The sequence below is a fragment of the Arthrobacter sp. 3Tela_A genome (assembly GCF_049311025.1).
In the GTDB taxonomy this organism is placed as follows: Bacteria; Actinomycetota; Actinomycetes; order Actinomycetales; family Micrococcaceae; genus Arthrobacter_B.
Genome location: NZ_JAXIOM010000048.1, coordinates 1 through 20,264 on the forward strand (window position 1 = coordinate 1; position 20,264 = coordinate 20,264).

Consider the following 20,264-nt stretch of genomic DNA (forward strand, 5'->3'; position numbering starts at 1 on the left):
TCCCCGGCCCACCCTGCGCGCCCCGGGCCAGGCAGCACGACGGCGGCGCGCGGCCGGCCGCCCCCGGCCCGGGCCCCGGCCGGCCGGCGCGCGTCCGGCCGCGCACGGACCGGGACCTGGCGGTGTTCACCGCGTCCCGAATGCTGATCCGCAGCGCAGGTCCGTGCCCCGGGAGCAGCAGCGACGCGTCCAGCCGGGCCAGGGTGAGCAGCGCGCGGTCCACCCCGGCGCCGTCCGAGTGGAACATTGTGTGCAGCAGCTGCGGCCCGGTTCGGCCGCTGATCCTGTGCCCGGTGACCAGCGCATCTCCGGTGACCACCGCCCGTGCCGCTGGCAGGAGGAAAGATGTGTGCCCCGGAGTGTGTCCTGCGGTTGGCACGGCCACGGGACTGCCGGGCAGCTCCGCGAGTCCGGCATCGGTCCAGGCCCGGGCGTCGGGAATCGCCACCCGGCCAAGCCCGCCGGCACCGAGCACCTGCGCACCCCAGGCCAGCACCCGGGGACGCCAGGCACGGGCAAGCACCTGGGCAGGAGAAACCTGCGCCTTCTCCCGGCCATGCAGCAGCTCCAGTTCAGCCGGACTGCACAGCACCGGCGTGCCGAAGGCCCTGGCGAAGAACGCGGCTGCGCCCGTGTGGTCCACATGGGCGTGGGTGACCAGCACGGCCGATGCCGCGGCAGGCTCCAGTCCAGCCTCGCGGATCGAGGAAAGCACCAGGTCCCGGTCCCCCGGATACCCTCCGTCCACCAGCGTGAACTCCCGGCCCCGCCGCAGGATGACCCAGTTTGATGCCGGTCCCTGCACAAAGACCACGTCATGTGCCGGCTCGCTGAGCGCATACCGTGCACTATTCCGGTTCCCCATAGCTGCTTCCCTCCGCCTCCCGGCACGAGTGCCTGCCCGGCACGAGCGTCGCACCGGGAAGCACCACGGTCAATGCCTGTTACTTCCCGTCCCCCCGCTCCGCAGACCGCCGGTACCCGCTGGGCGTAAAACCCAGCACCTCGCGGAACACATCCGTCAGGTGGGCATGGTCGGCATAGCCCAGGTCCGCTGCGACGTCGGCAATGCCCAGCCCGGGGTTGGTCCGCAGCCGGTCAGCCGCTTCCTGCAGCCGGTACCGGCGGATCATCGCCAGCGGCGGAAGTCCCACATGCTTTCGGACAACCCGCTGCAGGGTGCGTACGGAAACGCTGAGCAGCGCGGCGGCCTGGTCCACGCGGGTCAGCGATACGTCCGATTCGATCAGCTCCTCGAACCGGTTGGCCAGCAGGCCCTCCGGTGCGGGCGCCGGCACTTCTAAAGCAAGCCACTCCGAGGCCGCTGCAGCTGCGGCCGTGCGGTGCGTGCCGCCGTCGTCGTTTATCTCCCCCGCGGCCATGGCGCGGGTGACGGGATGCCGCAGCCCCGGCAGGTCCAGTGCTGCGTCGGTGTCTTTCAGCGCGCCGGGATCCGCACACAGGAACGGAACTGCGGCCGGACGCAGCAGCAGGCCTACAGCCCAGCCTCTCCCGGTCAGGTCCCGAAAGGCCCGGCGGGTCGCGGGACCGTACGGTCGCACGCCGTCCGGCTCCACAACCAGGTTCAGCGCCGGGAAGGGCAGGAGCTCCTGCCGGGATGTCCTCCCGTTGGCCAGGTTCCATTCCGGAATCCAGATCCAGCGAGCGCGGTCCGCCAACCCGGCCGGGGCGGGGATTCGATGGAAGGAGGGCAGCCGCGCCGGATACAGCGGCCCGCGCCAGTGCTCCTCCAACTGCCCCTCCTGCGCCCGTCACTATCCGCTCAGGGAAACTCTGTCGCAAATTTCCAAGCCGCCGGAACGCCCCGGTTCCTAGCCTGATTCCATGACTACAACCCAGAACCAGCACCTGAACAACCAGCCCGGCGCGAGCGGCAAATACACCACCGACGGCGTGCCCCACGGCCTGACCAGTCTCACACCATTTGTTGCCGTCCCGCGAGCAGCTGACGCGATTCGTTTTTACCAGGACGTCTTCGGTGCCAGGGTCGTGGACGTCACTGAGATGAACGGCGTGACCGTCCACGCTGACCTGGACCTCGGCAGCGGACATCTGCAGCTGGGCGAACCGAACCCGGACTACGGATTGGTGAACCCGCCGGAACCGGACGCAGCCTGCTATTCCCTCGGCTTTTACTGTGCCGACGCAGATGACGTGGTGGCACGCGCCGAATCGGCGGGAGCTGTCATCCGGGAGCCGCTGGAGACTTTTGCGTCCGGTGACCGGTTTGCCAGCATCCGGGATCCCTTCGGGATCCGTTGGACCATCATGACAAGAATCGAGGACCTGTCAGAGGAAGAAAGCGCGGCCCGGGTTGCCCGGTGGGCGGCTCAGCAGGGCTAGGAAAGTTTAGGCACCCACCCGTGCGGAGAGCATCCGCTCGATGCTCTCCGCCGAAAGGGCATACTGAATGGCCAGTGCACCGGCTCCGCGCATCCCTGCGTCCAGTCCGGACACCGACTGCACAATCCGCAGGTGCTGCGTGGCCAGGGGCATGGTACGCGAGTAGACCACTTCCCGCACGCCGGCGATGAAGTGCTCACCGGTCAGGGCCATGGACCCGCCGACTACGATCACGGCGGGATTGATCATGGACAGGCATGCTGAGAGCACTTCGCCGACGTCGCGGCCGGCCTGCCGCACGGCATGGACGGCGTCGTGGTTGCCCTGGTTTACCAGCGCCACCACATCCCGGCCGTCTTGGGCCGCCAGCCCGGCATCCTGCAGCTTCGCAGCCACGGCCGGTCCGGAGGCCAGCGCCTCGAGGCAGCCGTAGTTCCCGCAGCGGCAGAGTTTGTCGCCGCCGCCGCTGACCCGGATATGGCCAATGTCCCCGGCGACGCCGTCCGCCCCACGCAGCAGTTCACCGTTGCAGATGATCCCGGCGCCAATCCCGGTGGCGACCTTCAGGAAGACCAGGTCCGCGACGTCGGGCCAGGCGGCTTCCCGCTCCCCCACCGACATCACGTTGACGTCGTTGTCCACCAGCACCGGTACGCCAAAATGCGCACCCAGGTAACCCGGCACATCAAAACCGTGCCAGCCCGGCATGATCGGCGGGTTGATCGGACGCCCGGTCCGGTGCTCCACGGGACCGGGAACCCCGACGCCGACTGCCAGCAGGTCCTGCGGCGAGCGTCCCGCTTCCTCCAGCAGCGCGCTGCCCAGCCGGCTAACGGTGTCCAGCACTGTCTCAGGACCGGAACTGACCTGCAGTTCCTCCGTCACCGCCGAGACGGTGCTGCCGGAAAGATCCATGACGCCCAGCCGCAGGTGGGAGGCACCGATGTCCACCCCCAGGACCACCATGTTTCCGGTGTTCAGGGCGAACCGTGAGGAGGGCCGGCCGCCGGTGGAGACCGCGTCCTCAACCGGGGCCACCAGTCCGATTTCCATCAGGGCTTCGAGACGGAGCACGATGGTCGACCGGGCCACTCCCACGATGTCCGCCAGCTCCGACCGGGTGCGGGGCTGTCCGTCACGGAGCAGCTGGAAGAGTTCACTCGCTCCGGAGACCACGGAGGCATTCCTTATATCGACCACCGAGCAATTCAAGCACAGGAATCGGCGTTACCGGGTCGGCGCCGTTGTGGTTCAGTGCTGAAGAGCCTCATAACGCACCCTTCCGGCGGTTTCCCCGCACCGCGAAGCGCTGCTGAAGCAGCACGGCGACCACGATGATCGCCCCCTTTGCCACGTTTTGCACCGAGGTATCCAGGTTGTTCTGCGTGAAGACGTTGGTGAGGGTGCTGAAGAGCAGGACGCCGAGAACGGTTCCCACGATGGTTCCGCGGCCGCCGACCAGGAGCGTTCCGCCTACCACTACTGCGGCGATGGCATCGAGTTCAAAGTACAGACCGTGCGTTGACGTCCCGGCAGTGGTGCGCCCCATCATCATGATCCCGGCGATTCCGACGGTCACGCCGGAGAGGACGTACAGCCATACGATATGCCGCTTGACCTTGATACCGGCGAGCCGGGCGGCTTCAAGGTTCCCGCCAATCGCCACTGTCCTGCGCCCGAAGGTGGTGCGGTTCAGCAGGAACCAGCCGATCGCGGCCACAATGGCGAAGATCCAGACGAGCAGCGGGACCCCCAGCACGTTGGAACGCAGCACAGAGAGGAAATCACGGTCCGTGACGATCTGCGTCCGGCGGCCGGAGATCAGCTCCGCGACACCGCGGGCGGCAACCAGCATGGCGAGGGTGGCAATAAAAGCCACCACGTTGCCGTAAGCGATGATGGTGCCGTTGATCAGGCCTGCAAATGCCCCGACGGCGAGGGCCACTACCACCAGCACCAGCCAGCTGCTGTTTTCCGCAGCGAGCTGGACGGACGTCAGGGTCGCCACGACCGTCGTCAGTCCCATGACGGAACCGACTGAGAGATCAATGCCGCCGGCTGTAATAACGAATGTCATGCCGATGCAGATCACCCCGAGGATGGATCCGTAACGCAGGATGGTCAGCAGGTTGTCCACGCTGAGGAACTGGGATCCGCCGGTTGCAGCGCCGACGGCGACCAGCAGCGCCAGCGCTATGACCAGGCCCAGGCTGCGGGCACCGGAACCGCCCAGCAGCTGCCGCAGTCCACGCTGCCCGGACCCTGCCTTCGCGCCGCTGCCGCTGGACGGCGGTTCCAGCGTCGTTGTGTTTTGGTCGCTCACTGGGAGTTTCCTTTCAGGACGAGGTCGAGCACGGATTGTTCATTGATGTCTTTTGCGTCGCTCACGGCCAGCATTCGCCCGGCATCAAGAACCAGTACCCGGTCGGCCAGCCCAATGACTTCTTCGATCTCGCTCGAGACCACCACAATGGCCACCCCCTGAGCGGCAAGCCGGCGGATCAACGCATAGATCTCCGCCTTGGCGCCGACGTCCACGCCGCGTGTGGGCTCATCCAGCAGGAGGATTCGTGTGCCGTGGATCAGCCAGCGTGCAAGCAGCACTTTCTGCTGGTTGCCTCCCGAGAGGGTGCGGGCGGGGGGGTCCGGATCCGGAGGGGTCAGATGCAGCGCTGCAGCCTGTTCACGTGCTGCCTTCCGTTCGGCGTGTTCGTTGAGCAGCCCTCGGCGGGCAAACCGGGCGAAGGTGGACAGGGTCGCGTTCTTGTAGATCGGTTCATCCAGGAGCAGCCCCTGGCTTTTGCGTTCCTCCGGTGACAGTCCGATCCCGGCCCGGATGGCAGCGGCCACCGATCCCGGCGGGAGCTTCCTGCCCTCCACGCTCACGCTGCCGGCCGTAGCCTTGCGGGCTCCATAGACGGTTTCAAGGATCTCCGAGCGGCCGGATCCGACGAGTCCGGCCAGCCCGAGGATTTCACCGGGCCGCACCGAGAAGCTGATGTCCCGGAAGGAACCTGCCAGACCCAGCCCGTCCACTTCGAGCAGAGCCGGCCCGTCCTTAACCGGTTCCCGCGGCGGAAAAACGTTGGTGGTCTCCCGGCCCGTCATCAGCTTGACCAGTTCGGTCCGGGAGACCGATTTGACCGGCAGGGATGAAGCGGTGCTGCGCCCGTCCTTGATAACGGACAGCCGGTTCCCGATCTGGTCGATTTCCTCAAGCCGGTGGGAAATGTAAACCACCGAGATGCCCTGACCGGTGAGCTGGCGGATGACCCGGAAGAGGTTGGCCACCTCACCCGAGTCAAGAATGGCGCTCGGCTCGTCCATGATGATCAGCCGCGCATTGCGGGACAGTGCCCGGGCCATGCTGACAATCTGTTTGCCCGCCGCGGAAAGGGTTCCGACTTCCGTACCCGGAGAGAGGTCTTCGTGGCCCAGCCGTGCCAGCAGTTTGCGGGCGCTCTCCTTCGCGTCCCGCACCCGCAGGACCCCGGCGCGCGCATCCTCGTGCCCCAGGAAGATGTTCTCGGCGATGTTTAGGCCGTCCACCACATCGAGTTCCTGGTACATGGTGGCAATGCCCAGTTCGAGGGCGTCTGTGGGAGAGGCAAGCTGAACCGGCTTCCCCATCCAGCGGATCTCACCGCCGTCGGGCTGGTGCACACCGGACAGTGCCTTGATCAGGGTGGACTTCCCGGCGCCGTTCTGCCCGAGCACACAGTGGACTTCCCCGGGGAGCACATCCAGATTGACGCCCTGCAGGGCCCGCACCCCGGCGAAGCTTTTGCGCAGGTTGCGGACTTCTAGCAGCGGTTTAGCGGGTTCCGGGACATCGCTGGCCATCGACATGGAACGGAGCTTACACACTTATGTCGATCACTGACAGTATCTTGCAGTTTTTTCGACGGACTTCTGTTAGTGTGACGGCCATCACGATGAGGTGCAGGGCATGCAGGTGCCGACGGGCCTCTTGGAAGTGACAACGATCAACAGAGGAGACAACCATGCAGGCACTACGCATGCCGGGCCGGAGGCACCTTGTAACCACCGCGGCGTTCATCGCGGTCGGCGGGCTTGTCCTCACCGGATGTTCCAGCGGCGAAGACGAATCCAGCAGTGAACCAACAAACAACTCGGTCGAAGGCAACCAGTCCGAGGGCGACACCGTCGTCATCGGGTTTTCCGGTCCGGCTGCGGACCACGGCTGGCTCGGCGCCATCAACTCGGCGGCACTGGCGGAAGCGGAGAAGTACCCCGACGTGGAGCTGCGGGTGGCCGAAGGCACCAACGACGCCAACCTGCAGATCAGCCAGGTGGAGCAGTTCATCAACGAAGGCGTGGATGCAATCGTGCTCCTGCCCACCGACGGCGCGGCCCTCACAAACGTGGCCACACAGGCCATGGAAGCCGGCATTCCGGTAATCAACGTGGACCGCGAGTTCTCCAGCCCGTTCGCCGCACGCACCACCATCCTGGGCGACAACTACGGCATGGGCGTCAGTGCCGGAACCTACATCTGTGAGCAGGTGGGAGACCAGCCCGACGCCGTTGTGGCCGAGATCGCGGGCATCGACTCCCTGCCGCTCACGCAGGACCGCAGCGCCGGGTTCAAGGACGCACTTGAGGGCTGCGGGCTGGAAGTCAGCAACCGTGTAGCCGCAGACTTCACCGTCCAGGGCGGTGAGGCAGCGACGTCCCAGCTGCTCGCCGCAGCCCCGGAGATCGACGCCCTCTGGAACCACGACGATGACCAGGGCATCGGCGTCCTGGCCGCCATCGACGCCGCCGGCCGGGATGAGTTCATCATGGTGGGCGGAGCCGGATCAGCCAACGCGATGCGGGAGATCCAGTCCGGTGACAGCGTCCTGAAAGCAACCATCATCTATCCCTCCACCCAGGCTGCAGACGGTATCCGCCTCGCCCGCCTGCTGGTGCAGGACAAGGCCATGAGCGACCTGGTGGAGATTGAAGTCCCCAACCGCGTGGTCCTGTACGCACCGGTCGTCACCAGCGAGAACGTGGACAAGTACCTGCCCACCGCGTTCGAATCCTAGATCCGCCTATCCGCAGGGCGCTCCGGCCACCCCGGGGCGCCCGGCCGGGCGGACCCCAGGAACCATTCCAGCCGCGGGATCTGCGGCAGCTAGGAGAAAGACATGAATAAACCGCTCAGGATCGCACTGGTGGGACACGGGTTCATGGGGGCAGCGCATTCCCAGGCCTGGCGGGTAGCACCCCGTTTCTTCGACCTTCCGCTGCAGCCGGAAATGGCCCTCCTGGTGGGGCGCGACGCCGAACGCACCGCCGCCGCTGCCGGCAAATGGGGGTGGCAGGAGAGTTCAACGGACTGGCGCCAGGCGCTGGAACGGGAGGACATCGACGTCGTCGACATCGTGACCCCTGGTGCCTCGCACGCTGAAATCGCCATCGCCGCGCTCGACGCCGGCAAACACGTGATCTGCGAAAAGCCGCTGGCCAACACCGTGGAGGAGGCCAGGGCAATGGCCGACGCCGCTGCCCGCGCTGCCCGGGACGGTATTCAGGCAATGGTCGGGTTCACCTACCGGCGGCTGCCCGCTGCCACGCATGCCCACAATCTGGTGGCAGGCGGTGCCATCGGCGACGTGCGTCAGGTCCGGGCCTCCTACCTGCAGGACTGGCTGGTGGACCAGGACGCGCCCCTGTCCTGGCGCCTGGAGGCGGACAAGGCCGGGTCCGGTGTACTGGGCGACCTGGGTGCCCACATCATTGACTTGGCCCAGTACGTGACCGGACGCAGGCTCGCGGAGGTCAGCGGCACCCTGGAGACCCTGGTGGACAGCCGTCCGCTGCCGGATTCAAGCGGTGCCGACGGCGGTCTGGGCGGCCCTCGGGCCACCGGCACGGACCGCGGAGCAGTGACGGTGGACGACGTCGCGCTGTTCACCGGCCGCTTCGAAGACGGAGTGCTGGGCACGTTCGAGGCCACCCGGATGGCCACCGGACGCAAGAACGCGCTGCGGCTGGAAGTCTCCGGCACGGCAGGGGCTGTCAGTTTTGACTTGGAGGACCTGAACTTCCTGGAGTTCTACGACTTCACCGCACCCGTTGACCGGCAGGGTTTCACCCGCATCATGGTCACCGAACCCGTCCATCCCTACGTTGATGCCTGGTGGCCCGCCGGCCACTCGCTCGGCTACGAGCACGGCTTTGTCCACCAGGCCCGTGATTTCGTCGAGGCCGTTGCCGGGGGAACCCAGCCCGCGCCGTCGTTCGCCGATGGCCTGCAGGTCCAGGAAGTCCTGGACTCCGTGTCCCGCAGCGCCGCAAAATCCAGTATCTGGACCCCGGTGGGCTGAGGCCCGCCACCCCAACCGATAAGGCGAAGGAGCCTGCCATGTCACGACCGATCACGTTGTTCACCGGCCAGTGGGCCGACCTGCCCTTCGAGGAGGTGGCCCGGCTTGCATCCGAGTGGGGCTACGACGGACTGGAGATTGCCTGCTGGGGCGACCATCTGGACCCCTGGCGCTGGGATGAGGAGGGGTACGTCCAGGGCCGGCGGGACATCCTGGAGAAGTACAACCTCCAGGTATTTGCGATTTCAAACCATCTCAAGGGCCAGGCAGTCTGCGATGATCCGATCGACCAGCGGCACCGGGACATTCTTTCGGATCAGGTCTGGGGTGACGGAGACCCGGAGGGAGTCCGTCAGCGCGCGGCCGAGGAAATGAAGCACACCGCCCGGCTGGCCGCAGCCCTTAATGTGAAGACCGTTGTGGGCTTCACCGGTTCCTCAATCTGGAAGTACGTGGCGATGTTCCCGCCGGTCTCCGCTGAGGCGGTCGAGGCCGGCTACCAGGACTTCGCCGACCGCTGGAATCCCATCCTGGATGTGTTCGACGAAGTCGGTGTCCGGTTCGCCCACGAAGTCCACCCCAGCGAAATCGCCTACGACTACTGGACAACAGTCCGCGCCCTCGAAGCAATCGGACACCGCCCGGCCTTTGGCCTGAACTGGGACCCGAGCCACTTCGTGTGGCAGGACCTGGACCCGGTGGGCTTCCTGTGGGACTTCCAGGACCGGATCTACCACGTGGACTGCAAGGACACGAAGAAGCGGATGGCCAACGGGCGGAACGGCCGGCTCGGGTCCCACCTGCCCTGGGCGGACCCGCGGCGGGGCTGGGATTTTGTCTCCACGGGCCACGGCGACGTGCCCTGGGAAGACGCTTTCCGCATGCTCAACAGCATCGGCTACGACGGACCCATCTCGGTGGAGTGGGAAGACGCGGGCATGGACCGCCTGGTCGGGGCCCCGGAGGCACTGGCCTTTGTCCGTTCCCTCGCCATGGATCCGCCCGACGCCGCGTTCGACGCCGCGTTCTCCTCGCGGTAGCCGGTGCCGAACCCTCGGGGTGGGCTTAAAACAGGAACGGTCCCGTGGCTCGAAGCCGCGGGACCGTTCCCGTGTATGGGAGTTAGGGCAGGCGCCAGTAGACGTCCTCGGCGTTCTCCTCCGCAAGGATCATGCGCAGGCCCAGCCGGCTGTCCTCGCCCAGGGCGCTGTCCGGAACATCGAAGCAGACCTCATGTGTCACAGAGTCACCCTTGCTGAGCAGCTCCTGGTCGGCTCCGCGCATGCTCAGTTCCACCGTGCAGCCCAGGACTGTGTAGATGCGGTTGTCCGTTCCCACGAGTTCCGGCGAGAGGTCCAGCCAGGGACGGCCATCACCTTCTCCGTTGTACACAGCGTCGAAGCGGGCGATCACGTAGTTGTGGTCCGGGTCCCCTGCCGAGAGGGCGCGGTCCAGGACTTCAGCGGTGGCGTCGCGGTCCAGTTCGGTGAGGGTGACGGAGTAGTCACCGACCACTGTTTCCTCACCGGCCGAGCTGGCCGGGGCGGCCACAATCTCGGCGATAAAACCTTCGGAGTACTCGTAGGAATAGTCCTCCAGCTCGGCTTCCGACAGCTCCTCTGAGAACTCGCCGAACTCTTCGAAGGACTCGCCGCCGATCTCAGTGCCGACCTCGGATTCGGCTTCCCAGAGCCCCGCGTCCCGCAGCGAATCGACGACGACGGTGTTCACGACGATCGCCCCAATAATGGACACCCCGGCCACGGACAGGGCGGCAATGGACAGCGGCTTCGAGACGTTGCGTGCCTTGATGCCCTTGACCAGGGCAGGGATTCCCAGGCCCAGCGCAACGATTGCCAGCGGGAAGGACATGAAATTGAAGAACGGGATCCAGCAGATCATCAGGGCGAGGATGGCGAGCACCAGCGCGGCGATCGCCAGGCCCTTCCCGGGTGTGGACGGCGGCGGGCCGTAGCTGGGGTAGCCCGGCTGACCGGGCTGGCCCGGGTAACCGGGGTAACCCTGCTGACCGGGGTAACCCTGCTGACCGAGGTAGCCCTGCTGGCCGGGGTAGCCGGGGTTCCCATACTGGCTGGCGTACGGTCCGGCGCCTTGCTGTCCCGCGTCGCTGCTGTTTCCACCATGGTCTGCGGCCGGCGCCCCCGGCACCTGCGCATAGGGGTTGTACTGCGGTGCGGGAGGAATGTCCCCGCTCTGGTACGGAAGCGAAGGTCCGCCTGCGAAGCTGCTCGGCGCTGCAAACCCGCTTTCCTGGCCCGCTTCTGTCTGTGCCGGCCCCGGAACAGGACGTCCCGCTTCCGCGTCGTCCGTCCCGCTCTGCCCCTGGTCCCTGTCCATTCGTCCCCCAGAAAGTTACTTGGTTTCAACGTTCATACGGTCCGTTCATAGACCGCCGAGCCCTATCCTAGCCAAGCCGGTGATGCATCCGGCCTAGTCACAGGCTGAACGGATGATGCCAGGTTGGACGCTGCTTGGGGCAACACACAGGTGCCGTTCCCCGGTATTCCGCCGGGTCCTGCAGCCTGCGCCTGTGACTCCCGCAGCGACTTCGGGGATCCCGGTGAGTTGTTCCAGGTGTCGACGGCCCAGGAGTTAACGGCCCACGCCAGCACTGCTGAGAGGATTGCAATCCCGATGGACACGATTGCGAGCACCCGGGCCACGCGTGGATCCCTCTTCGCGGTAACCAGTGCACCTACAGCCAGTGCTAAAACAATCGGGAAGGTCACGAAGGAGTAGACGTTCAGGAACGGAATCCAGCAGCCCATCAACCCGATTCCGGCCAACGATACAGCGGCGATGGCCAGTCCCCGGCCGTTGGATCTGGGCGGCGGGAGCATCGCCCCCGGGACCGGGTAATACCCGTAGTAACCTCCGCGCTGCGCGGCGGCGTCGTTCTTCTGCATACTCATTCCCCCTGGAATTGTCCTGGTTCACTACTCGCCTGTGGGCGCCGGTCTACGGCAGCCGCCACCAGACGTCCTCATTACGGTCGGCTAGGACCATCCGCAATCCAACCCGGCTGTCCTCGCCCAGAGCCGCTTCGGGCAGATCGAAGCAGATTTCGTGTGTGCCGGTCTCCCCGGGAGCCAGCGCGGGCCGGTCGGAGGAGCTGGCACCAAGGTCCATGGAACAGTTCAGGACACTGTGCAACCGCGCATCGGCCCCAATGAACTTTGGCGTGAAGTCCAGGTCCGGCCGGCCGGTGCCGGAAGGGGACCCGTTGTAGAGCGCACGGAATTCAAAAAGAACGTACCCGTGGGTGGGCTGGCCCGCGGACGGATCGCGTTCCAGCACCTCCGCGGTAGCATCCCGGTCCACTTCGACGAGCGTCACCGTGTAGTCGCCCACCTGCACGCTCTCTCCTGCTGCCGCTGCGGGCTGCGCAATGAGGTCCGTGAAGTAGGTTCCGGAGATGTCAGCTGAATAGTCCCGGTCAGGCAAGCCCGGCTGCACTGGCCGTTCAGTTTCCTGTTCCTCTCCGCGCACTCCGCTGCCCGCATCACTTGGCTCCGGTATGGGCGCAGCAGTCAGCATGGGCCCGGGCACGGCCCCGCCCTGGGAATAGCCCGTTCCCGGTTCAGCCTCCACGGAACCGTACTGGACGGTGAGGTTGATAATGGTCGCCATAATCATCGCAACCACCGCGGATGACACCGCGGTGATGGCCAGCGGCAGCGCAATGTTCTTCGCCTTGCTGCCCTTGACCAGGGCGGGAATACCCAGCCCCAGGGCGACGGCGCCGGCCAGATAGCTGATGAAGTTCAGGAACCAGATCCAGCTGAACAGCAGACCGAATCCGGCCAGGACGAGGGCTGCGATGGCAAGTCCTCTGCCCTTGGTATTCGGCTGATGCTGTCCGAAGCCCGGGCCGCTTCCATAGCCGGCCGGATATCCAGGAGCCGGATACGGTCCGGGCCTGGACGGGTAAGCGCCGGCTGGCCCGTCCGGGGGTGCGAACGGCACCCCAATCCCCTCGCCGCTGCGCTCTTCTTCGGGCGCACGCCAGCCCCGTTCCTCATTCATCTGTTCCCCCAACGATGTGACAAAGACCAATGGTGCGGGGCCAGCTCGAATCGAAGGTGCCCGCCCCGCCCAATATCCTAAGCATGCTGGCTTGCAATGCCACACAAAAAGGCCCGTCCCGCAACAAAGCGGAACGGGCCCGTCACGTAACTGGACTACGCGAGCGCTGCCACGGCGGCGTCGTAATCCGGTTCGGTGGTGATCTCGGGAACCAGCTGCGAGTGCAGCACGGTGCCGTCTGCATCAAGAACGACGACGGCGCGGGCCAGCAGGCCTTCAAGCGGACCTTCGCTCTGGGTCAGGCCAAAGTCCTCACCGAAGCTGCTGCGGAACGCCGATGCAGCGACCACGTTCTCGATGCCTTCAGCACCGCAGAAACGGCCGAGCGCGAACGGCAGGTCCTTCGATACGCACACCACGGCGGTGTTCTCGAGTCCGGCTGCAATCTCGTTGAAGCGGCGGACGCTGGCAGCGCAGACGCCGGTGTCAACGCTGGGGAAGATGTTCAGGACCACGCGGCGGCCGGAGAGGGCCTCGCTGGTCACCTCGGACAGGTCGGTTCCGACCAGCGTGAAGGCCGGTGCGGAGGTTCCGGCGGCGGGAAGTTCGCCGGTGGTGCGGACAGGGTTCTGCTTAAATGCGGTAGTTGCCATGCTTTGTGTTTATCACGTTCGCGTTCATCGGTACGGCTCGGTGACCTGCGGAAACGTTCTTCAGCGGAAATCCGGCGAAAAAGTTCCGGGCCAGGGGTTCCCTCCCGGGCGCACGGTGTTTTACTGAAAGTGGTTCCTTAAGGCGGGACCAGAACAGGTCCACTTGGCCGGGACCAGTAGGTTCATCGGCCGGACCTTGGAACGACTCCCTGGCCATGGCTGGGGAGCCGTTCCATGTGTGGGGTCTCGCACCTGTATTCAGCCGTCCGTCAGCAGCCGGAGCAGTGCATCCCCGGGCGGAGTTCCGTTCAATACATATCCCCCGGCGAACTGCTGCCGGTAAGTTGCCGGGTTGTGCGAGGCAATCGTCCTGGCATTGCGCCAGAGGCGGTCAAGCTGCCGGCTGGTGGACGTGGCCGACGCTCCGCCTACCTCAAAAATCCGTGACACTGCTTCCAGCACCAGCTTGATCACGGTTGGCTGCACGCCGAAAACGCAGGCATCAGCCCGGGCCAGAGTGTCCCGGACCTCACCCGGTGCAGCGGCGTATGCCTCGTCCACCGACTGTGCTGCGGCCAGTACCGCCGGCTCAAGCATCCGCACGGTCCCGAACACTTCGCCAATGACCTGCAGCGCTACTGGATCCTCAGCCGGTGGAACCTGGGGGTTGAACAGGTTCCGCTGCCGGCTCCGGACAAAGTCGGCTGACTCCCGCAGTGCTGCGGTGGCGATTCCGGCGAGCGCAGCCAGATGCACCAGCTGATAGACCGCGTGCACCGCCGTCGGTTCCTGGCTTCGTTCCACCACGGAACCGGCTTCCACCTCCGCATCATTGAAGACTGTGGTTCCGGACCCCGTCAGCCGCTGGCCAAAACCGTCCCAGTCGTTCCGGACCTGGACCCCGGGCGCACCGGTACGGACCATAACAGTCACCAGCGGAGCAGCGGTACCGGCACTTTGGCGGCACCTGCCCCCATGCTCCGGACCGGATGCCCCGGGCTTCTCCAGGACCCCCGGCCCCGCTGCGGCGCTGACCAGGATCCAGTCGGCGAAGATCGAGCCGGTGCTGTAGTACTTGGTGCCGTTCAGCACCAGCCGGCCGTTCCCGTCCCGGCTTACCGTTGTGGCCTGCTCGGCGAAGCTTCCGGTCCGTTCACTCTCCGCGTTGCCCACCAGCGCCCCCGCAGCCAGTTCTGCGATCCAGAACTTCCGGTAGGCATCGTCGGGGTGTGCCAGCACGGACTCGGTGAACCCAATGTGCCCCCGCAGCGCCTGCACCAGGTTCGAATCGGCGCTGCCCAGCCGGATCAGCAGCAGCGCCAGGGTTTGTACACTCACCCCGTAACCGCCGTCGTCCACCGGCAGCCGAAGCCTGCCAAACCCCGCCTCGCGCAGCCAGCCGATCTGCTCATGGGGCAGCTGCTGCCGGGCTTCTCGTTCCAGCGCGCCGGCACGGATCCGGTCAAAGACCGGCTGGAAATGCGCCAGTGCCTCCTCACCGGTCCAGTCCCCGGTCCGGTTCTCCGTCAATGCAGCAGTGCTCACAGTGTTCCTCCCTTAGATTCGGCCGGCCGCTGCGCGCCGGGCCGCAGAGACGGCAGCGATGCGAGCAGTTCGCGGGTATACGGTTCGCGTGGCCGGTTGAAAATGTCGTCCGCGGTCCCGGTCTCCACCGCCCGGCCGTCCTTCATCACCAGGACGCGGTCACTCATGTGGTGGATGACGCCCAGGTCGTGCGAGATAAACAGGTAGGCCAGGCCCAATTCCTGCTGCAGTTCGGTGAGCAGGTCCAGAACCTGAGCCTGCACCGAGACGTCCAGCGCCGAGACTGCCTCATCCAGGACAACGACGTCGGGCTCCGGGGCGAGCGCACGGGCAATCGCCAGGCGCTGGCGCTGACCGCCGGAAAGCTGCAGCGGATGCTTGGCCAGATGTTCGAGCTCCAGCCCCGCCTGGCCGGCCAGTTCCGCGGCACGGGCCCTGCGGTCTGCCGGGTCCGGAAAGTCCTGCGCGGACAGCGCGTCGAGCAGGATCCGCTCGGCGTTCCAGCGCGGGTCGAAGGAACTCAGCGGGTCCTGGTACACCGCCGTCACCAGGCGGCGCCGCGGCCGCCTGGCTGCCGTGCTGAGCGCGGACCATGGCTGCCCGTCGAGCAGGACCGACCCGGCGTCGGGCTGCTCCAGTGCCAGGGCCATCCGGGCAGTGGTGGATTTCCCCGATCCGGACTCCCCGACAATGCCCAGCGTCTCCCCCCGGTAAAGGTCAAAGGACACGGAGTCGACGACGGCGCGCCGCACCCCGTCCGGTCCCCGGTACTCCTTGCGCAGGTCACGCGCTGCGAGCACCGGGCCCGGCACATGCGCTGCGGAGCCGGGCCCCGACCCCGGTGCCGGGCGCACCCGGCGTCCTGCCGCCGTCGTCCGTTCCCTTGCTGCCGGAGCCAGCGGCGTTCCCCGGGTGTGTTCGGAGGGAATTGCTGCCAGCAGGGCCTTTGTGTAGTCGTGCTGCGGACTGTGCAGCACCTGCTCCGCGGGTCCCTGTTCCACGATTGCCCCGCCCTGCATCACCGCCACGGTATCGGCCAGGGCGGCGACCACGGAGAGGTCATGGCTGATCAGAATGATCCCGGAACCGCGCCGTTTCATGTCCCCCAGCAGCGCCAGGATCTGCGCCTGGACGGTGATGTCCAGGGCGGTGGTGGGCTCATCGGCGATCACCAGCCGCGGGTCCAGAGCGATCGCCGACGCGATCAGTGCCCGCTGCCGCAGCCCGCCGGAGAGCTCGTCCGGGCGCTGGCGGGCCCGCAGCTCCGGCTGCGGAACTCCCACACTGGCCAGCAGCTGAACCGCCTTGGCGGCCCGGGTCCTCCGGTTGCCCCAGCCGTGCAGGCGCAGCGCCTCCTCGATTTCCCGGCCCACCGGCCGCAGCGGATCCAGTGAAACCAGTGCGTCCTGCAGGATGAACCCGACGTCCTTGCCCCGCACTGAACGCCAGGCCCGCGCCCCCAGGGCGGCGGCGTCGTGCCCTGCCACCTGCAGGCGCTCAGCCTGCACTGCTGCGGCTGCACCCGGCAGCCCGGCGAGCGTCCGGGCGGTCACGGACTTGCCGGAACCGGATTCCCCGACGATCGCCAGGCATTGCCCGGCGGCCAGTGCCAGGGAGATGTCCCGGACCACAGGCCGGAAAGGTGCACCCCGGCGGGTCCCCGCAGCAAATGAAACGGACAGGCCGCGGACATCGAGCAACAGCCCGGCGTCCTGTGCCTGCAGGGTGTGGAGTGGCTGGTCGGCCAGGATGGTGCTCATGCTGATGCTCCTTCGAGTCGGCGCTGCAGGTAATTGCCCAGCGAGGTGGCGGCCAGCGCGACGGACACAATGGCCAGACCGGGCATCACCTCCAGCCACCAGGCGCGGGTAATGAACATGCGTCCGGCGTCCAGCAGGGCACCCCACTCCGGTGAGGGCGGGGCCACGCCGAGTCCCAGGAATGCCAGCCCGGAGGCCCAGACGATTGACTGCCCGACGCCGAGGGTCAGCACGGCGACCAGCGGCCGCATCGCGTTGGGGAAGACATGCCGGCGCAGCACGTCCCATCTGCTGTGGCCCAGCGCGTGGGCCGCCTGCACGTAGCCCGAGGTCCGCACCGCCAGCACCTGGCCGCGGATCATCCGGGCGTACCCGGGTGCCGTGCCCAGCCCGACGGCAACGATCTGGGTGGTGACGCTGGGTCCGTAGATCGTCACGAAGAGCATTGCGAGCAGCAGCACCGGGAAGGCGAACAGCACTTCCAGGCCACGGCTGATCAGTCCGTCCAGGAACCGGCCGCCGAGTCCGGCGCTGACCCCCAGCACCGCTGCGGCTGCCATCGCCAGGGCGGTAGCGCCCAGCCCGATCAGCAGCGATTCCCGGGTTCCGTAGACCACCCGGGTATAGAGGTCGCGTCCGGACTGGTCGGTGCCGAACGGATGCTGCCAGCTCGGAGCCTGGAGTGCGGCCCCTAGGTCGATCGCCAGGGGATCCCCGGGGGCCAGCAGCTGCGGTGCGGCCGCCGCGAGGACAAAGAAGGCCAGGACGGCGGAGGCGAGCGCCGGAATCATCGGAACCTGCCGCAGCCGGCTGGTCCGGGCCGGGCTTTGGAGGGGTGGGCCGGGGACGGGAAGCTGTGTGGTGCTCATGCGGTCTTCAACCTCGGATCGATTCGGGTGTAGGCGATATCCACCAGCAGGTTCGCCAGGACATAGACGGCAGCGATGAGGATGACGATCCCGCAGACCACGGGAAGGTCCCGTGCGTTCACCGCGGTCACCAGCACCTTGCCCAGGCCGGGACGGGTGAAGATGTTTTCCGCGATCACCGCACCGGAGAACAGCGAACCGAGCGCCCAGCCGGAGAGGGTGATTCCCGGCAGCACGGAGTGGCGCAGCGCGTGCCGGAACCGCACCGCGGTGTCGCCCATGCCGCGCATCCGGGCAGAGAGGACAAACGGCTGGTCCAGGGATTTCTCGAACTCGCGCCGGGTGACCTGGCCCAGGAACCCGGCCAGCGGAATGCCCAGGGTCAGTGCGGGCAGGATCAGGCCGGCCAGTCCGGTGCCTCCCACCACGGGAAACATCCCGAGGTTCAGGGCCAGGACCACCAGCAGGATGACACCGAGCCAGTACTGCGGCAGTCCTGCGGCGACCGCTTCGACGCCGGAGGACACCGCAGAGAGGACCCGGCTGCGTTTGGCCGTGCCGATGATCATGGCCAGGGACAGGACCCAGGCCACCAGCAGGGAAGCGAAGGTCAGCAGAATGGTGGGTCCCACCTGGTCCAGGATTACCTCGGTCACTGGCTTGTGCAGCTGGTAGGACACGCCTAGGTCCCCGGTCGCCAGCCCTTTGAGGAAGTTCAGGTACTGCACGGCAAGTGGCTCATCGAACCCGTACCTGGCGTTGAGCGGTGCCAGTTCCTCGGCCGTGCGTTCCTGGATCTGACCGGTCAACTGGTTCAGAAGCAGGGTGGCGCGGTCTCCCGGCAGCAGTACCTGGATCAGGAAGGTGAAGGTGGCGGCAGCCCAGAGCACTCCGGCGGCACCGAGCAGCCGGCGGAAGAGCCTCATTTGGTGAAGTACGCGTCGTGGAAGACCGGCTCACCCTGGGAGGCTTCGAGCCAGACGTCCTGCAGGTTCGGAGCTGCCGCGATGGAAGCGGTCTGCGTGTACAGCCCCACCGCCACCGCTTCGTCGCTGAGCCGCTGCTGGGCCCGGGCGTAGAAGGAATTGGCTTCCTCCGGGGTGGCCGCAGAGTTGGCCCGCAGGATCAGGTCCTCAATTTCCGGATTGTTGTAGAAGGTGGTGTTGGAATAGTTAGGGCTCTCGGGCAGGTTCTGCCGGAAATTGATGTGCAGGATCCCAGCCGTGGGACTGGTCCAGTACCCCAGCTGCGCGTCGTAGCTCTCCGGCCCGGAGTAGGTGCCGCCGAACAGGTCCGCCTGCGCCGCCGGGACCAGGTTGACCTTGAAGCCAACCGGCTTTACCTGTGCCTGAAGGTTCTGCAGAGCCGTGGCCCCTTCCGCCGTCACAATCGAGTTCAGGCCAAAGACAATGTCGATTTCAAGTTCCTGCCCGTCCTTGACCCGTACGCCGTCGGCATTGCGCTCGCCCCAGCCCGCGCCGTCGAGCAGGGCATTGGCTTTGTCCTGGTCATAGGGATAGTCATCGGCCACGTCCGGGTTGTAGCCCGGGGTGCTCTGGCTGACCGTCCCGTTGCCTTCGAACGGCACGACGCCGAGGAACGCCGAGTCCACCACGGCCTTGCGGTCGGCACTGTAGGCGAACGCCTGCCGCACTGCGGTGTCCGTGAACGGCCCGTTGACGGTGTTCAGCGACAGGGTGACCGGCCGGCCGGGCGTGATGTACTGCTGGACCGAGAAGCCAGCCTTCGCGGTTTCGAAGTCCACGGTGGGGACCTCGCCGATCACATCGGTTTCCCCGCTGGCCAGCGACCCGAAACGTGAAGTGTTGTCCTGGATGAAGGACCAGACGATGCTGTCAACGTACGCCGGTCCCTGGTGCCTGGCATTGGCCGGCGCGGAAGCGTAGTCGGGGTTCTTGTGGAACGTGACGGATTCCCCGCGCTTCCACTCCCCCACCGTGAAGGGGCCGGATCCCACCGGCGCCTCGCAGTTCTCCTGTTCGCTGCGTCCGGTGAGGGCCGTGGGTGACTGGATGCCGAAGTAGCCCTGGCTGAGGGCGGAGAGCAGCGGCGCGTACGGTGCGGAGAGCTTCACCTGGAGCGTGGTGGCATCAACGGCCGACGCCGACTCGTAGTAGTCGCCGATGTAGGCTGCCACGGTGCCGTTGCCGCCGGACACCCAGTAGTCGAAGTTCGCGGCCACCGCGGCGGCGTCCAGGGGTGTGCCGTCCGTGAACGCCACATTCTCCTTCAAGGTGAACGTCCAGGTCAGCTGGTCCTCGCTGACGCTCCACTGTTCTGCCAGCCAGGGCACGATGCTGCCGTCTTCAGTCTGGGAGACCAGCGAATCCAGGACCTGGCGGGACAGGTACGCCTGTTGTACCCAGCCGCCGTAGATGCACGGTGCCTCCTGGAGATGGGCGTAGCGGATGGTGCCGCCCTCCACCCGTTCGCCGGAGCCGGTTCCTGCCGCCTCCGTGCCGGAACCCGCACCGCATCCGCTTAGGAGCAGGGCTGCCGCAGCTGCGGCCGCTGCTGCTTTTCCGGTGGTCCGCCGGACGGTGTGGAAGGTGGAAGCCATGATTTCTCCTTGGAAGAGCTGCTGAACCGGGTCATCCGGCATGAACTGGCCCCAGTTCAGCTCAGCGCCCCGCCGGGCACCAAGGTTGTGTCACCGCGCTTCGTTCC

The 20,264-nt window shown here is 66.6% G+C and carries 18 protein-coding genes; 4 read left to right on the forward strand and 14 right to left on the reverse strand.

The genetic code is table 11. From position 1 onward, the window contains the following. Together TVC13_RS13455 and TVC13_RS13460 are read right to left on the reverse strand one after the other, a co-directional pair. The coding region (locus TVC13_RS13455) for an MBL fold metallo-hydrolase (RefSeq protein ID WP_422401695.1) at window positions 1–865 on the reverse strand (865 nt) is incomplete at its 3' end. Between the two features lie 79 nt (window positions 866–944). Then, window positions 945–1,754 carry a helix-turn-helix domain-containing protein gene (locus TVC13_RS13460; protein ID WP_422401696.1) on the reverse strand — a complete coding sequence of 270 codons (810 nt, stop codon included), beginning with the start codon at window positions 1,752–1,754 and terminating at the stop codon, window positions 945–947. A 91-nt stretch (window positions 1,755–1,845) separates the two neighbouring features. On the opposite strand from TVC13_RS13460, the gene TVC13_RS13465 reads away from it, so the two are divergent. After that, the gene (locus tag TVC13_RS13465) at window positions 1,846–2,364 is read left to right on the forward strand and encodes a VOC family protein (protein ID WP_422401697.1); all 519 of its coding nucleotides are present in this window, start codon (window positions 1,846–1,848) and stop codon (window positions 2,362–2,364) included. Between the two features lie 6 nt (window positions 2,365–2,370). Here TVC13_RS13465 and TVC13_RS13470 read toward each other — a convergent pair whose 3' ends face one another. The 3 genes from TVC13_RS13470 to TVC13_RS13480 form a co-directional block, all read right to left on the reverse strand. Beyond that, window positions 2,371–3,564: an ROK family protein gene (locus TVC13_RS13470; RefSeq protein ID WP_422401698.1), complete on the reverse strand. Its 1,194-nt coding sequence runs from the start codon at window positions 3,562–3,564 to the stop codon at window positions 2,371–2,373. A 67-nt stretch (window positions 3,565–3,631) separates the two neighbouring features. Then, window positions 3,632–4,687, reverse strand: a complete 1,056-nt coding sequence (locus TVC13_RS13475) for an ABC transporter permease (RefSeq protein WP_422401699.1) — start codon at window positions 4,685–4,687, stop codon at window positions 3,632–3,634. Further along, window positions 4,684–6,213 (reverse strand): sugar ABC transporter ATP-binding protein, encoded by a 1,530-nt coding sequence (locus TVC13_RS13480; RefSeq protein WP_422401700.1) that lies wholly within the window; start codon window positions 6,211–6,213, stop codon window positions 4,684–4,686. The genes TVC13_RS13475 and TVC13_RS13480 overlap by 4 nt, the downstream gene beginning before the upstream one ends. A gap of 155 nt (window positions 6,214–6,368) precedes the next feature. On the opposite strand from TVC13_RS13480, the gene TVC13_RS13485 reads away from it, so the two are divergent. From TVC13_RS13485 to TVC13_RS13495, 3 genes are all read left to right on the forward strand, one after another. Further along, on the forward strand, window positions 6,369–7,418 hold the full coding sequence (locus tag TVC13_RS13485; protein ID WP_422401701.1) for a substrate-binding domain-containing protein: 1,050 nt from the start codon (window positions 6,369–6,371) through the stop codon (window positions 7,416–7,418). A 102-nt stretch (window positions 7,419–7,520) separates the two neighbouring features. Then, on the forward strand, window positions 7,521–8,702 hold the full coding sequence (locus TVC13_RS13490) for a Gfo/Idh/MocA family protein (protein ID WP_422401702.1): 1,182 nt from the start codon (window positions 7,521–7,523) through the stop codon (window positions 8,700–8,702). Between the two features lie 38 nt (window positions 8,703–8,740). Further along, window positions 8,741–9,742 (forward strand): sugar phosphate isomerase/epimerase family protein, encoded by a 1,002-nt coding sequence (locus tag TVC13_RS13495; RefSeq protein WP_422401703.1) that lies wholly within the window; start codon window positions 8,741–8,743, stop codon window positions 9,740–9,742. Between the two features lie 82 nt (window positions 9,743–9,824). Here TVC13_RS13495 and TVC13_RS13500 read toward each other — a convergent pair whose 3' ends face one another. The 9 genes from TVC13_RS13500 to TVC13_RS13540 form a co-directional block, all read right to left on the reverse strand. After that, window positions 9,825–11,060, reverse strand: coding sequence for a hypothetical protein (locus TVC13_RS13500; protein ID WP_422401704.1), 1,236 nt, complete (start codon window positions 11,058–11,060; stop codon window positions 9,825–9,827). Between the two features lie 62 nt (window positions 11,061–11,122). Next, window positions 11,123–11,629 (reverse strand): hypothetical protein, encoded by a 507-nt coding sequence (locus tag TVC13_RS13505; protein WP_422401705.1) that lies wholly within the window; start codon window positions 11,627–11,629, stop codon window positions 11,123–11,125. 52 nt (window positions 11,630–11,681) lie between these two features. Continuing rightward, entirely contained in the window at window positions 11,682–12,749 is a 1,068-nt protein-coding gene (locus TVC13_RS13510; protein ID WP_422401706.1) for a hypothetical protein, read from the reverse strand. A gap of 155 nt (window positions 12,750–12,904) precedes the next feature. After that, window positions 12,905–13,402, reverse strand: coding sequence for a thiol peroxidase (gene tpx / locus TVC13_RS13515; RefSeq protein ID WP_422401707.1), 498 nt, complete (start codon window positions 13,400–13,402; stop codon window positions 12,905–12,907). Window positions 13,403–13,660: 258 nt separating this feature from the next. Next, a complete protein-coding gene (locus TVC13_RS13520) occupies window positions 13,661–14,947 on the reverse strand; it encodes an acyl-CoA dehydrogenase family protein (protein WP_422401708.1) in 1,287 nt (428 codons plus the stop codon). Next, window positions 14,944–16,707 carry a dipeptide ABC transporter ATP-binding protein gene (locus tag TVC13_RS13525; RefSeq protein WP_422401709.1) on the reverse strand — a complete coding sequence of 588 codons (1,764 nt, stop codon included), beginning with the start codon at window positions 16,705–16,707 and terminating at the stop codon, window positions 14,944–14,946. Before TVC13_RS13525 ends, TVC13_RS13520 begins: the two co-directional genes overlap by 4 nt. Continuing rightward, a complete protein-coding gene (locus TVC13_RS13530; protein ID WP_422401710.1) occupies window positions 16,704–17,576 on the reverse strand; it encodes an ABC transporter permease in 873 nt (290 codons plus the stop codon). The genes TVC13_RS13525 and TVC13_RS13530 overlap by 4 nt, the downstream gene beginning before the upstream one ends. Continuing rightward, window positions 17,573–18,502, reverse strand: coding sequence for an ABC transporter permease (locus TVC13_RS13535; protein ID WP_422401711.1), 930 nt, complete (start codon window positions 18,500–18,502; stop codon window positions 17,573–17,575). Before TVC13_RS13535 ends, TVC13_RS13530 begins: the two co-directional genes overlap by 4 nt. Beyond that, a complete protein-coding gene (locus TVC13_RS13540) occupies window positions 18,499–20,157 on the reverse strand; it encodes an ABC transporter substrate-binding protein (protein ID WP_422401712.1) in 1,659 nt (552 codons plus the stop codon). The genes TVC13_RS13535 and TVC13_RS13540 overlap by 4 nt, the downstream gene beginning before the upstream one ends. Window positions 20,158–20,264 lie beyond the last annotated feature (107 nt).